This is a genomic window from Sorangium sp. So ce363, assembly GCF_051520435.1.
Classification (GTDB): Bacteria; Myxococcota_A; Polyangia; order Polyangiales; family Polyangiaceae; genus Sorangium; species Sorangium cellulosum_B.
Genome location: NZ_CP150333.1, coordinates 4,711,832 through 4,724,049 on the forward strand (window position 1 = coordinate 4,711,832; position 12,218 = coordinate 4,724,049).

A 12,218-nucleotide genomic window follows, 5' to 3' on the forward strand; every position below is an offset into this window, starting at 1 on the left:
CCACGTCCAGCCACGGAGCCACCCCATGCCTCGTGTTCACCTCGTCACCACCGGCGGCACCATCGCGAGCCGCGTCGACCCGAAGACGGGCGCCGCCGTGCCCGCCGTCCGCGCGGAGGAGCTCGTCGCCGACGTGCCCGCGCTCGGTCGCATCGCGGAGATCGCGGTCACCGAGTTCTGCCTCGAGAGCAGCTGGAACCTCGGCCCGGACAGGATCGCGGCGCTCGCGCGCGCCGTGCGCGATCTTCAGGGCGACCCCGAGGTGACCGGCGTCGTCGTCACCCACGGCACGGACACGCTCGAGGAGACGGCGTTCGCGCTGGATCTGCTGCTCGACGGGGACACCCCGGTGGTGCTCACCGGCGCGATGCGGGACGCGAGCACCGCGGGGACCGACGGCCCGCGCAACCTCGTCTCGGCCGCGCGGATCGCCGTCGAGCCGTCAGCGCGTGGGCTCGGCGTGCTCGTCGCGCTGAACGACGAGCTCCACGCCGCGCGGTGCGTGATGAAGACCCACACGACCGCGCTCGGCGCGTTCGCCTCGCCGGGCGTCGGGCCGCTCGGCTGGGTCGACGGCGAGGGCGTCCGCGTCCACGCGCGCCCCGCGAGGACGCCGACGCTGCCGCTCGCGCCGCCCGAGCCGCGGGTCTACCTCGTCAAGATGGCGTCCGGGATGGACGATCTCCTGCTGCGCGCGATCCTCGAGGCCGGGGCGCGCGGGGTGGTGGTCGAGGGCTCGGGCGCGGGGAACGTCTGCGGGAGCTGGGAGGGGGCGATCGGCGCGCTGGTACAGGCCGGCACGCCGGTGGTGCTGAGCTCGCGCTGCCCCGGCGGGCGGGTCACGCCGACGTACGGCGCGCCCGGCGGCGGGCGGCGGCTCCGGGATCTCGGGGTGATCGCCGCGGGCGCGCTCTCGGGGCCCAAGGCGAGGCTCGCGCTGATGTTCGCGCTCGGGGCGGGGCTCGACGGAGCGGCGCTACGCGCGTATTTCGACCGGCTTGCCGGGTAGACCCTCGCTCTTCGCGCCCGGTTGCGGGCCGCGCCGCTCGTCGCCGGCGCTGCTCACCGCCTGCTTCCGCTTCAGCTTCTCCTCGACCCGCGTGCCCTTGAAGAAGCTCGCGTTGGCCTCGGTGTAGAGCTTGTACGGGTTCTCGAACACATACGCCTTGAAGTCCTCGGCGCTGAGGACGCCCTCCTCCACGAGGCGAAAGCTCTCCGCGAGCGCCTCGGTCAGGTCGGGGACGTCCCAGTGGCCGACGTCGGAGGAGTAGATCGCGTTGATCTTCACGCCGAGCGGGTTCGCCTTGGCGTTGAACGCAGACGCGATGGTGCGGTCGTCCGACTCGGATCCGAAGAAGAAGTTGTTCACCCAGCGGTCGCGGATGTCCTCGATCTTCTCGATGCCCGCGGCCGCGAAGTCGTTGCGGTATTCCGGCGCGGGCTGGCGGGCGTCGCTCGTGTACCCGGCGCCCAGCGTGTCGGCGATCAGCTGCTCGCCCTCGATGGATCGCCCCTTCGCGAGATCCGCGCCGTACCGCCGGAAGAGCTCGGTGAAGAGCGCGCGATCGGTCGCCGCGGGATCGTAGTGTTTGAGGCCCTCCGGGCCGCGCTTCTGGAAGCGGTCGACCAGGTGGATGTAGACCCGCGCGCCCCAGTCCGCCCCGCCTTCGAGCATGCCGATGCGGAGCCCGGGGAAGCGGCGGGTGACGCCGCCGAAGAACAGCGCCTTGGCGAACGCCTCCGAGCCGTCGGCGAAGTGGCCGACGTGGTTGTTCATGTAGTTGCTGATCGACGAGCGCCCTGTCCAGCCCTGGCTCCCGTAGTGGGTGAGGACAGGCACGCCGAGCTCGACCACCTTCGCCCAGAAAGGATCGTAGTTGTACTCGCTGTCGATGCCGTAGAAGTCGATGTACGTCGCGTACTTCGCGATCTCCGGGTGGTGCGCCGGCGGGTACTTCTCCGCGATCGCCTTGATGGGGCGGCGCACGCCGCCGGCGATGTTGATCGCCTTGAGCCCCAGCTTCTTGACGGCGAACTCCAGCTCTTCGATCCCCTCCTCGGGCGTGTTCAGCGGGATGCCGGCGACCGGGGTGAGGCGGTCGCTGTACTTGCGAAACAGCTCCGCGTGGTAGTGGTTGATCGCGCGCTGGAGCGCCTGCCGCGCGCCCGGGTCCTTCACGGCGAGCGGCGCGAGGGTGTTGTTCGGGAACAGCACCGAGTAATCGGAGCCTTGCTCCTCCAGGCGCTCGGCGAGCAGCTCCGGCAGGTGATACGTGGCCACGTCCAGCGTGTTGCGCGTCACCCGCGCCCACCACGGCGACCTGACGGTGCGATAGTGCTGCCGCTCCTCGGGTGTCTGGCTGTACCAGTCCTTGCCGCTGCTGTTCTCGGCGTTGCGGCGACGGGAGCTCAGCGCCTTGCGCAGGTCGTCGACGAGCTTGGCGCCTCCGTACGTGGCGACGAAATCCTCCAGCGCCGGCGAGTAATCGTTGGTGTGGATGTCCGTGTCGATGACGGGGTAATCGAGCTTCTCCTTGACAGCCACGGAGGGCGAGGCCTTGAGACGAGCGATACGGTCAGTCATGAAAGACTCCGGAGAGGGTAAAGAGGGTAAGGGCGCGCCGATGTCGCCGGTGTGAGAACGATGGCCTTGTTGGCGCGCGGCACTCTGCAACCTGCGTGCCCTGACGCCGCTGCCCCGATGTCGCTCCTTGACCGCTGATCTCGGCGCCTCTCCGGCGCGCTCCCCCCGCGCGTTGCTCGGAATCGAGCACCGATTCAGCGCGGCTGCTTCTTCAGCAACACTCATTCAGCAACACTCAGACCATCGTGTCGCGCACGGATCCGGGCGCGCAGCGGCTCCCTCGACAGCAGCCTCGCGGCGCCCAGCTCCGCGTGCCAGCGATACGCCAGCACCGCGCGCCCCCACCTCGAAAGTCGAGGCGACGAAAGACAAGCAGCTCAGGACCACATGGCGCGATCCGTCGCAGATATCAGCGGCGCATGGAGGCAGGGGCCAGCGCCGCGACGCCGCGCAGATCGAGCTCGGGTGTCCAGATGGGCGCGTGGTGCGCACCGAACAGCGCGGCCTGACCTCCCTGCGAGTGGCCGACGATCGTCCTCGGCACGGGCGACCTATGCCCGCCCACGCAGGGACTCCTCACGGAAAAGGACCGAGAGCTCTCGCGGCGCGTCAGCAAGTACTGGCTCCAGTTCGCCCGCACCGGTACGCCCAGCTGCGCGGGGAACCCGGCCTGGGAGCAGCACAAGGAGGGGCAGGACAGGACGCTGCTCCTGGGGGAGACGATCGAGCTCAAAACCGACTTCGTGCCGGCGAAGCACAAGCACATGGCCGCTTTCCAGGCGACCCGCGTGTGGAACGACTGGATCGTGGCGCTCCCGTGAGGAGCCGCGCCCGACCACGCGCCGTGGTGACGCTGGAAAGGTAGGTCGTGGTCACGTCCGGCGGGCCGGGGATGTTTGAACCCCCGGCCCGCCGTCGCCAGGGCGCCGACGCGGCCCGCCGGGCTCACCCTGCGGGAGGCGCGTCCTCGTCCCAGGCCGGCAGCAAGCAGCGGAACGTCGCCCCCTCGCCGGGCCTGCACTCCGCCCACAGGCGGCCTCCGTGCGCCTCGATGATCGAGCGGCTGATGGCGAGGCCCACGCCGAGCCCCTGCGCCTTCGACGTGAAGAACGGCTCGAAGACCCTCTCGATGTCCTCGGGCGGGATGCCCTCGCCGGAGTCCGCCACGGAGAGCTCCAGGCAGCCCGCTCCGCCCGACTGCGCCCGCACCACCACGACGCGCGCGCCGGGCGGGCGGCGGGACACCGCGTCGAGCGCGTTGACGAGCAGCTGCAGGAGCACCTGCTGGAGCTGGGCCCCGTCTCCCCGGGCGCGCGGCAGGCCCGGCGCGAGCTCGAGCCGCACGGTCGCGCCCGCGCGGCGCGCGGCGCTGGCCACGAGCTGGATCACCTTGCGGACGAGCTCGCTCAGGTCCAGCGCGGCCACGCTGAGCTCGCCCTCGCGGAGCACCGCGTGCATCCGCTGGATGACCTTCGCGGCGCGCCGGTCGTCCGCCACGATATCGTCGAGCGCGGCGCGCGTCTCGGCAATGTCGGGCGGGGTCTGCGCGAGCAGCCGCAGCGCCGCCTGCGCGTTGCTCAGGATGGCCGCGAGCGGCTGGTTCAGCTCGTGCGCGAGCGAGGCCGCGAGCGCGCTCATCGCCGAAACCCGGTTCAGGTGCGCGAGCTCGTCCTGGGCCCGTTGCGCCTCGAGCTCGGCGGCCCGGTTCAGCTCGAGCTTGCGCTCGAGGCGCCGGCCCTCCGCGCGCAGCGCCTCGGTCCGCCGCGTCACCTCGCTCTCCAGCGAGGACTGGACCCGCGCGAGCTCCTCGCCCATCGCCGAGAGCGCCCGCGCCGCCGCGCGCAGGGCGAGCTGCGTCCGCACGCGGGCCACGAGCTCCTCGCGCAGGTACGGCCTGGTCACGCAATCGACCGCGCCGAGCTCCAGCCCGCGCGCCCGGCTCGCCGTATCTGCAAGAGCGGTCATGACGAGGACGGGGATCTCGTGCGTCGCCGGATCCGCCTTCAGCCGGCGGCAGACCTCGAGGCCATCCAGGCCCGGCATCTCCGCGTCGAGCAGGACCAGATCAGGCACCTCGCCCCGGATCTGCGCGAGCGCCGCCTCCCCGTCGCCGGCCACCGCGATGTCGAACGGCTGGCCCGCGAGGGCCTCCGAGAGCAGCTCGAGGCTGCCGGGGTCGTCGTCCACGAGCAGGACGAGCGCGGGGCGGGCCGCCGCCAGCCTGGCGCCGGAGGCCAGCGGGTTCGCGGGCGCATCCAGCGCGCCGCCGCCGTCGCTCCGCTCACCGATCTGAGCGTGGGATGGTCGTGCTGCCATGGCGGAACCGAGCCTCGTTGGATCTGTGACAGCAGCCCTCGCCGCCTGCAATCGGACCATGGTCCCACAGCGAGACGTCCCGCTCCCCTCAGGCTCAGGACTACCCCGCGGGGCGCGCGCCCTGATCCCAGGCCGGGAGCGCGCAGCGGAACGTCGCCCCCTCGCCGGGCCTGCACTCCGCCCACAGCCGCCCACCGTGCGCCTCGACGATCGAGCGGCTGATGGCGAGGCCCACGCCGAGCCCGTGGGGCTTCGACGTGACGAAGGGCTCGAAGATGCGCTCGAGATCCTCGGGCGCGACGCCATCGCCGGAGTCCGCGACCGACAGCTCGACGTGGCTTCTGTCGGCCGGGCGGGTGCGCACCACCACGAGGCGCGCTTCGGGGGGACGGCGGGAGACCGCGTCGAGCGCGTTGACGAGCAGGTTCAGCAGCACCTGCTGGACCTGGATCCCGTCGCCACGCACGTGGGGCAGGCCCGACGCGAGATCGAGCCGCACGGTCGTGCCCGCGAGGAGCGCGGCGCTGGCCACGAGCCGGACCACCTCGCGGGCGAGCTCGCTCAGGTCCATCGCGGCCACGCTGAGCTCGCCCTTGCGGAGCATCGCGCGGATCCGCTGGATGACCTGCCCGGCCCGGCGATCGTCCGCCACGATGTCGGCGAGCGCCGCGCGCGCGTCGGCGATGCCCGGCGGGGTCTGCGCGAGCAGCCGCTCCGCGGCCTGCGCGTTGCTCAGGATGGCGGCGAGCGGCTGGTTCAGCTCGTGCGCGAGCGAGGCCGCGAGCTCGCTCACGGCCGAGACCCGGTTCAGGTGCGCGAGCTGGTCGTGGGCCGTCTGCACCTTGATCTCGGCGGCTCGGTTCAGCTCGAGCTCGCGCTCGAGGCGCCGGCTCTGCGCGCGCAGCTCCTCCGTCCGCCGCGCCACCTCGATCTCCAGCGACGCCCGGGCGCACGCGAGCTCCTCGTTCTTCTCCGAGAGCGCCCGCACCGCCGCGGAGAGCTCGCTGGCCGCCGCGCGGATCGACAGCTGCGTCCGCACGCGGGCCACGAGCTCCTCGCGGACGAACGGCTTGGTCACGTAATCGACCGCGCCGAGCTCCAGGCCGCGCACCCGGCTCGCCGTGTCCGCGAGCACGGTCATGAAGAGGACCGGCACGTCACGCGTCTCCGGGGCCGCCTTCAACCGGCGGCAGACCTCGAAGCCGTCGAGGCCCGGCATCACCGCGTCGAGCAGGACGAGATCGGGCAGCTCGCGCCGGATCTGCCGGAGCGCCATGTCCCCGGCGGTCGCCACCGCCAGGGTGAGCGGCAGGCCCGCGAGGGCTTCCGAGAGGAGCTTCAGGCTGGCGGGGTCGTCGTCCACGAGCAGGACGAGCGCGGGGCGGGCCGGCGCCATGGTCAGAACAGGGGAGTGCGCGACGCGCGGCGCGTCAAGCGGCTCGGTGCCGTCCGCCTGTCCGCTGTTGACGTCCCCGCCGGCTTGGGATCACCTCGCGGGGCGCGCGCCCTCATCCCACACGGGCAACGTGCAGCGCAGCGTCGCCCCCTCGCGGGGCCGGCACTCGGCCCAGAGGCGGCCTCCGTGCGCCTCGACGAGGGAGCGGCTGATGGCAAGGCCCAGGCCGAGCCTCTGGGTCTTCGTCGTGAAGAAAGGCTCGAAGATCCGCTCGAGGTCCGTCGTCGGGATGCCCTCGCCGGAGTCCGCCACGGAGAGCTCGATGAGGCCTGCGGCGCCCAGCCGCGCTCGCACCACGACGAGGCGCGCTTCGGGCGGGCGGCGCGATACCGCGTCGAGCGCGTTGACGAGGACGTCGATGAGCGCCTGCTGGATCTGGATGCGATCGCCTCGCACACGCGGCAGGTCTGGCGCGAGCTCGATTCGTACGGTCGCGCCCGCGAGGAGCGCGCCGCTCGACACGCTCCGGGTCACCTCGCGGACGAGCTCGCAGACGTCCAGCGCAGCCGCGCTGACGTCACGCCTGCGGAGCATCGTGCGCATCCGATGGACGAGCATCCCGGCGCGGCGATCGTCCGCCACGATATCCTCGAGCGCGGCGCGCACCTCGGCGAGATTCGACGGGGTGCGCGAGAGTAGCCGCTGCGCCGCCTGCGCGTTGCTCAGGACGGCGGTGAGCGGCTGGTTCAGCTCGTGCGCGAGCGAGGCCGCGAGATCCATCGAGGCCCGGGCGCGCGTGAGCTCGTCGTTCTTCTCTGAGAGCGCGCTCTCCGCGGCGGAGAGCGCGCTCGTGGCTGCGCGCATCAAGAGCTGCGTCCGCACGCGGGCCACGAGCTCCTCACGGACGAACGGCTTGGTCACGCAATCGACCGCGCCCAGCCCGAGCCCGCGCTCCCTGCTCGCCGTGTCGGCGAGCAGGGTCATCAAGAGGATCGGGACCTCGCGTGTCGCCGGCTCCGCCTTCAGGCGCCGGCAGACCTCGAACCCGTCCAGGCCCGGCATCACCGCGTCGAGCAGGACGAGATCCGGCACCTCGCATCGGACCTGCCGGAGCGCCATCTCTCCATCGATCGCCACCGCGATGGAGAGTGGCTGACCCGCGAGGGCTTCCGAGAGCAGCCCGATGCTGCCGGGGTCGTCGTCCACGAGCAAGAGGAGCGCGGGGCGGTCCAGGGCCTTGGCGGGAGCAGAGGACAGCGCGCCGTCGGAGGCGTCATGCTCTTCGCCTGCGTCATGCCCGCCTGCCGTGGACGCCCTCATGGGACCGTGGATGGGATACGATCGCGGCCATGATCGCGACCGAACCCACGGTGTTTGTGGTGGACGATGATGCCTCGGTGCTGCGCGCCATGGACCGGCTGCTGCGCGCGGCGGGCTATGCGGTGGAGGCGCACGCGTCGCCCGCCGCGTTCCTGGAGGGCGCGCCCTCGGAGCAACCGGGCTGCGTGGTGGTCGATCTGCGCATGCCCGGCTTGAGCGGGCTGGAGCTGCAGGAAGCGCTGGTGCGCCGGGGATGTCTGCTCCCGATCGTGTTCCTGACTGGCCACGGCGACGTGTCGAGCTCGGTGCGGGCGATGAAGACGGGCGCGATCGACTTCCTCACCAAGCCCTGCGACGACACCGTCCTGCTCGCGGCCGTCGAGCGCGCCATCGCACGCGACGCCGCGGTGCGCGCGGCGCGGGGTGAGCAGCAGTCGCTCCGGACGCGCTTCGATGCGCTCACCCAGCGCGAGCGCGAGGTCTGCCTGCGCGTGGCGCGGGGCCTCATGAACAAGCAGATCGCCGAGGAGCTCGGCGCGGCGGAGAAGACGATCAAGGTGCATCGCGGTCGGGTGATGGAGAAGCTCGGCGTGGCGTCGGTGGCGGAGCTCGTGCGGCTCGTGGACCGGCTCCAGGGCCCTGATCCCTGATCTGTGACAGCGCGGCCAGCGCCTCTCCTCGGTTGGCCTGGACCAGGGGCGCCGCCTGGAAGGTGGTCGCCTATGACGGCTCGCTCATCACTGGGCAGTCCGTGGATGGCGCGATGTGCTCCTGCCCTCCATGGTTTGGCATACCTTCCATGCTTCACTCGTCCAGGCAGATCCCTGATGGGGCGCGGTCATCCATGGAACTTCAGCCTGACGCCGCCGAGCCCGCCATCAAGGTTGCCGGCGGCGATTGCCGCCGTTGCTACCGAGGACCGTACCCTAACCGGCGCTGGCGCCATCCGCTATAGGACCTTGGTCCCATGGACCGGCGGCCGCGCGTGCCGGTGGGATCAATCCGGGCGGAGGATGCAGAGCGGCGTGCGCGTGTCCGTCCCGTCGTGGGAGGGGCCCGAGGACCAGCTTCTCGTGCACCTGATGGGCGATAGACGTTTCCACGGGTTGCAGCATGAGCGAGACGCTGTTGTCGATGTGGGGTGTGCGCCTGGCGATGGGAGCGAAGAGAGCCGCACCCATGCTCGACTGGATCACGGGTGAGGAGGTTCCCTGTCGATCCGGCGAGGCACGCGACGAGCGAGCCCGCGGGCTTCGTCAAGCGCGGGCGCAGCCCGCAATGCGGTGGTTCTCGCCGGTGTGCGGCGCCGTCCGGAGCCGCCCGTCCGGGGGCGATCGCGCGGCTGGCCTGGACTGCCGCGCTGCCCTCCAGGCACCGGACACGGTCCGGGCAAGGCTGCCGCGCTGCCCTCAAGGCACCGGACACGGTCTGGACGGGGTAGCTGGCTTGCCCTCCGAGACCGGAACCGCTCTTGGCAGGGCAGCCGATCTGCAGCGCCGCGCGCGCGGCGCCGCGCGCGCGGCGCCGCTGGCCGGCGAGCGGGAGGACGCGTTCGTGGAGGAACGCCGGCTGCTGGACGCGGCGCAGGAGCGCCTCTCGGCCGGCGACGCCGCCGGTGGAGCTGTCGCGGCAGGAACAGGCGCTCATGAAACGGTTGACACGCGTGAGGGCGCTGTTCGGCTTACGGCTACCGCTCGACTTTGATCGCTTCGACAATCTGACCAGAAACCTGTAGGTCCACGCGAAGGAATTCGAAGCTGGCTACGGGAAAATTCGAGGTGTAGGACCCTCCAGGCGCAATGTCCCACCAGGCCTCTCCCGAGCCCCTGCCAAAGCTCGGATTCCGTTCTTGCTCTTGCTGGCTCGTCGGAATCTCGTAGCTGTACGGTGCGTAGAGACGCACGGTGTAGCCGGTGCGATTCTCGAAAGGAGGCCGAGCCGGCGCGGCTGTCACCTGGATCCTACCTGATGGAGGGGTACCTGCCACGGTCTGCCGCACCCCCTTTGCGTCGGTGTAGGTGAAGGCGAGGTTGGTATCGGGCTCGAACCAGAAACTGCGGAACGGCTTCACACGTACTTCCTGGCCCGGATAGACGACATCGGTGTTGCTGTCCCATTGTCTGTCGGGGTAGCCATCGTAAGGATAGAGCCGCACGACCCTGTCTGTACCATTGACGACCACTCCCCAGACACGCGCCGTCAGCGGGTCGCCGGGAAACTTCAATGGCACACTGTCCGGTGGATCGATGATCTTCGCGTTGTCGAACTGACTCGAATAACCAAGTGCACCTTTTGCCATACTTACCTCTCTGCCTGGATAGAGATATCGCAGCCGTCGGCGCCGGCCGGAGGCACTTCAATACGGACGGGGCAAATCCGTGCCGCCGTCACGCGCCGGGGTGAGTCGATGCTTGGCTCGTCTCGCACGTCAGTCGAGCGGCCCGACTCGTGATCTTCTTTAGTTCCACTCCTGGGAGGCGTCAAGATGATTGCTCCCCAAACTATAAATCAAGTTGAGATGGTACTCGGCTGCCTCGGTGCGACCATGCCCGCGCTCTCGCAGGGTGCGCTATGTGTCCCGCAGGGCATAGCGATTAAACAATTTCCAGCATGTTTGCCGTTCTTGAGCGTAGCCTTACAGGCTTGTGTCCCCACTATCGAACAGGAGCGCGTCCTTCGTGGTCCGGCGCCGGACCTCGGGGGCGTCATCGCGTGAGCCCAGCTTCACCGGCCTGGCATTGGGGTCGCAGAGCCCTCCCGCGGACCCAAACGGCGTGAATCCCGGCTCGTGTCGAGCACGATACGGATTCGGTCTCAGGACCCTTCCCCACGATGGGCGTCTGCAATTCTTCTCCCAGACTCGGCGCCTTCCTCATCGTCACCTATCCATGATGCGGTTCAATCTCTGTGCACTCTTCCCGACGTGGGCCCAGGCGGCGCCTCAGACGCACGTCATCGGTTCACGACGGACGCTTCGAACGCCATCGTGGCGCTCTCGTGCTTCCACGTCATCCCCGCAGGCGGCGACGCCGAGAAGAAGGCCTAAGAGGAGTGGAACGAGGTGTCGGTTATGCATACGGGTCCTCCGGTGCCTTTGAAAAGGAAAACACGATGTGAATGAGGTAGAGGTCGGCGCCTGGGATCGGCCTCGCAAGGCGTCGAACCTTCCGGCGTCGCTCCCGGAACGAAGACCGGAGCCCTGCGGCGAGCCGAGGTGAACGGATTACAACAGCGCGTCGGCGCTGCCTATGGGACCTTGGTCCTACTTCTTGCCATGCGGGCTGCGGGGGCCATGGGACCAAGGTCCCATAGCGAGGGCCATGACCCGGGGCTACAACCGGCGGGCCTCGCGGCGATGCGCGGAGGCATCAACAATCCACTTGCAAAGAGAGAATCCATGACGTCCAGCGTGACCGTCCCCGACGACGACACATTTTACCGTCCGGATCTGCCGCTCGAAGGCGAGCACGGCGAGGTGATCTGGTCGCGGCCGCTCACGGGCCCGGCGGCGCTCGCCAAGGCGCGGGTCAATCAGCTCGTGCTCTACCGCTCCAGAGACGTCCACGGCAAGGCGATCGCGGTCTCCGGCATCATCGCGCTGCCTCACAAGGCTCCGCCGGAGGGCGGCTATCCGATCGTGAGCTGGGCGCACGGGACGGTCGGCTGCGCGGACACGTGCGCGCCGTCGCGCGACACGATCACGTCGCCGGCGCACCCCTTCAACGAGCACCCGCACGGGCTGCTCACCGCGTTCCTGGACAGGGGCTGGGCCGTGGTGATGACCGACTACGAGGGGCTCGGCACAGGCGGGCTGCACCCGTACCTGCTCGGCGAGTCCGAGGCGCACGGCATCCTCGACATCGCGCGCGCCGCGCGGCGGCTCTACCCGGCGGAGCTCTCGAAGAAGCTCGCGATCGTGGGCCACTCCCAGGGCGGCCAGGCGGCGCTGTTCGGCGGGTACCACGCGCCCATCTGGACTCCCGAGCTCGACCTGCGCGGCGTCGCGGCGATGGCCCCCGCCTCGGGGGTCCACCTCCTCGTCGCCGCCGGCACCACCCTGAACTACGCGCAGCCGGGCTTCGCCTTCACCGCGCTGTTCCTGGCGGGTGCCATCGCCGGCAACCCGAACATCAACCCGGAGGAGCTCCTCACCGTGAAGGCCTACAGCGTGTGGCCCCACATCCACGAGAAGGCGCGGATCGAGCTGGCCAAGGAGGACTCCTGGGGCGGGCTCAAGGGGACCGAGCAGCTGAACCCAGGCCCGAACCCCAGCAAGAAGGCGTTCTTCGACCAGCTCGAGCTCATGAACCCGGCCCTCCGGATCCTCGCCCCCATCCGGATCTCCCAGGGCGCGAAGGATCCCCGCATCCGGGCGGACTTCACGAGGACGCTCCACCACCAGCTCGCCGCGCTGAACGGCCCCGCCAACGTGACCTACAAGGAGTACGAGGAGGTCTCGTCGACGCACGATCCCGTCGAGCTCGGGTTCCACTTCGGCCTGATGGACACGGACCTCCCGAGCCTGACCACGTGGCTGGAGGAGCGGTTCAAGGACGTCGAGGAGGAGCAGACAGCCAGTCCCCGATGAGCGCGCGGCGCGGG

The 12,218-nt window shown here is 70.3% G+C and carries 10 protein-coding genes; 4 read left to right on the forward strand and 6 right to left on the reverse strand.

What is annotated here, in order from left to right; genetic code table 11:
- Positions 1-25: 25 nt before the first annotated feature.
- Complete coding sequence (locus WMF12_RS17930; RefSeq protein WP_437872777.1) at positions 26-1,009, forward strand: asparaginase; 984 nt, start codon at positions 26-28, stop codon at positions 1,007-1,009.
- On the opposite strand, the gene WMF12_RS17935 is transcribed toward WMF12_RS17930, so the two are convergent.
- A complete protein-coding gene (locus WMF12_RS17935) occupies positions 977-2,584 on the reverse strand; it encodes an amidohydrolase family protein (RefSeq protein ID WP_437872778.1) in 1,608 nt (535 codons plus the stop codon). The two genes, WMF12_RS17930 and WMF12_RS17935, sit on opposite strands and share 33 nt — an antisense overlap.
- A gap of 409 nt (positions 2,585-2,993) precedes the next feature.
- Positions 2,994-3,128, reverse strand: coding sequence for a hypothetical protein (locus tag WMF12_RS17940; protein ID WP_437872779.1), 135 nt, complete (start codon positions 3,126-3,128; stop codon positions 2,994-2,996).
- On the opposite strand from WMF12_RS17940, the gene WMF12_RS17945 reads away from it, so the two are divergent.
- Positions 3,115-3,405 carry a carboxylesterase family protein gene (locus WMF12_RS17945; protein ID WP_437873867.1) on the forward strand — a complete coding sequence of 97 codons (291 nt, stop codon included), beginning with the start codon at positions 3,115-3,117 and terminating at the stop codon, positions 3,403-3,405. The genes WMF12_RS17940 and WMF12_RS17945 overlap by 14 nt on opposite strands.
- A gap of 124 nt (positions 3,406-3,529) precedes the next feature.
- Here the strand turns inward: WMF12_RS17945 and WMF12_RS17950 are convergent, their stop codons facing one another.
- The 3 genes from WMF12_RS17950 to WMF12_RS17960 form a co-directional block, all read right to left on the reverse strand.
- Positions 3,530-4,900, reverse strand: coding sequence for a hybrid sensor histidine kinase/response regulator (locus WMF12_RS17950; RefSeq protein WP_437872780.1), 1,371 nt, complete (start codon positions 4,898-4,900; stop codon positions 3,530-3,532).
- A gap of 100 nt (positions 4,901-5,000) precedes the next feature.
- A complete protein-coding gene (locus WMF12_RS17955; RefSeq protein WP_437872782.1) occupies positions 5,001-6,296 on the reverse strand; it encodes a hybrid sensor histidine kinase/response regulator in 1,296 nt (431 codons plus the stop codon).
- A gap of 90 nt (positions 6,297-6,386) precedes the next feature.
- A complete protein-coding gene (locus WMF12_RS17960; protein ID WP_437872783.1) occupies positions 6,387-7,616 on the reverse strand; it encodes a sensor histidine kinase in 1,230 nt (409 codons plus the stop codon).
- A gap of 29 nt (positions 7,617-7,645) precedes the next feature.
- Between WMF12_RS17960 and WMF12_RS17965 the strand changes: the two genes are divergently transcribed.
- A complete protein-coding gene (locus WMF12_RS17965) occupies positions 7,646-8,266 on the forward strand; it encodes a response regulator transcription factor (protein WP_437872784.1) in 621 nt (206 codons plus the stop codon).
- Between the two features lie 1,037 nt (positions 8,267-9,303).
- Here the strand turns inward: WMF12_RS17965 and WMF12_RS17970 are convergent.
- On the reverse strand, positions 9,304-9,915 hold the full coding sequence (locus WMF12_RS17970) for a hypothetical protein (RefSeq protein ID WP_437872785.1): 612 nt from the start codon (positions 9,913-9,915) through the stop codon (positions 9,304-9,306).
- 1,098 nt (positions 9,916-11,013) lie between these two features.
- On the opposite strand from WMF12_RS17970, the gene WMF12_RS17975 reads away from it, so the two are divergent.
- Entirely contained in the window at positions 11,014-12,204 is a 1,191-nt protein-coding gene (locus WMF12_RS17975) for a lipase family protein (protein ID WP_437746867.1), read from the forward strand.
- Positions 12,205-12,218: the final 14 nt, after the last annotated feature.

What these genes read in the sequence shown, in the direction of transcription:
- WMF12_RS17930 (WP_437872777.1), top strand. Translation starts at nt 26, where the DNA reads ATGCCTCGTGTTCACCTCGTCACCACCGGCGGCACCATCGCGAGCCGC.
- WMF12_RS17935 (WP_437872778.1), bottom strand. Translation starts at nt 2,584, where the DNA reads ATGACTGACCGTATCGCTCGTCTCAAGGCCTCGCCCTCCGTGGCTGTC.
- WMF12_RS17950 (WP_437872780.1), bottom strand. Translation starts at nt 4,900, where the DNA reads ATGGCAGCACGACCATCCCACGCTCAGATCGGTGAGCGGAGCGACGGC.
- WMF12_RS17955 (WP_437872782.1), bottom strand. Translation starts at nt 6,296, where the DNA reads ATGGCGCCGGCCCGCCCCGCGCTCGTCCTGCTCGTGGACGACGACCCC.
- WMF12_RS17960 (WP_437872783.1), bottom strand. Translation starts at nt 7,616, where the DNA reads ATGAGGGCGTCCACGGCAGGCGGGCATGACGCAGGCGAAGAGCATGAC.
- WMF12_RS17965 (WP_437872784.1), top strand. Translation starts at nt 7,646, where the DNA reads ATGATCGCGACCGAACCCACGGTGTTTGTGGTGGACGATGATGCCTCG.
- WMF12_RS17970 (WP_437872785.1), bottom strand. Translation starts at nt 9,915, where the DNA reads ATGGCAAAAGGTGCACTTGGTTATTCGAGTCAGTTCGACAACGCGAAG.
- WMF12_RS17975 (WP_437746867.1), top strand. Translation starts at nt 11,014, where the DNA reads ATGACGTCCAGCGTGACCGTCCCCGACGACGACACATTTTACCGTCCG.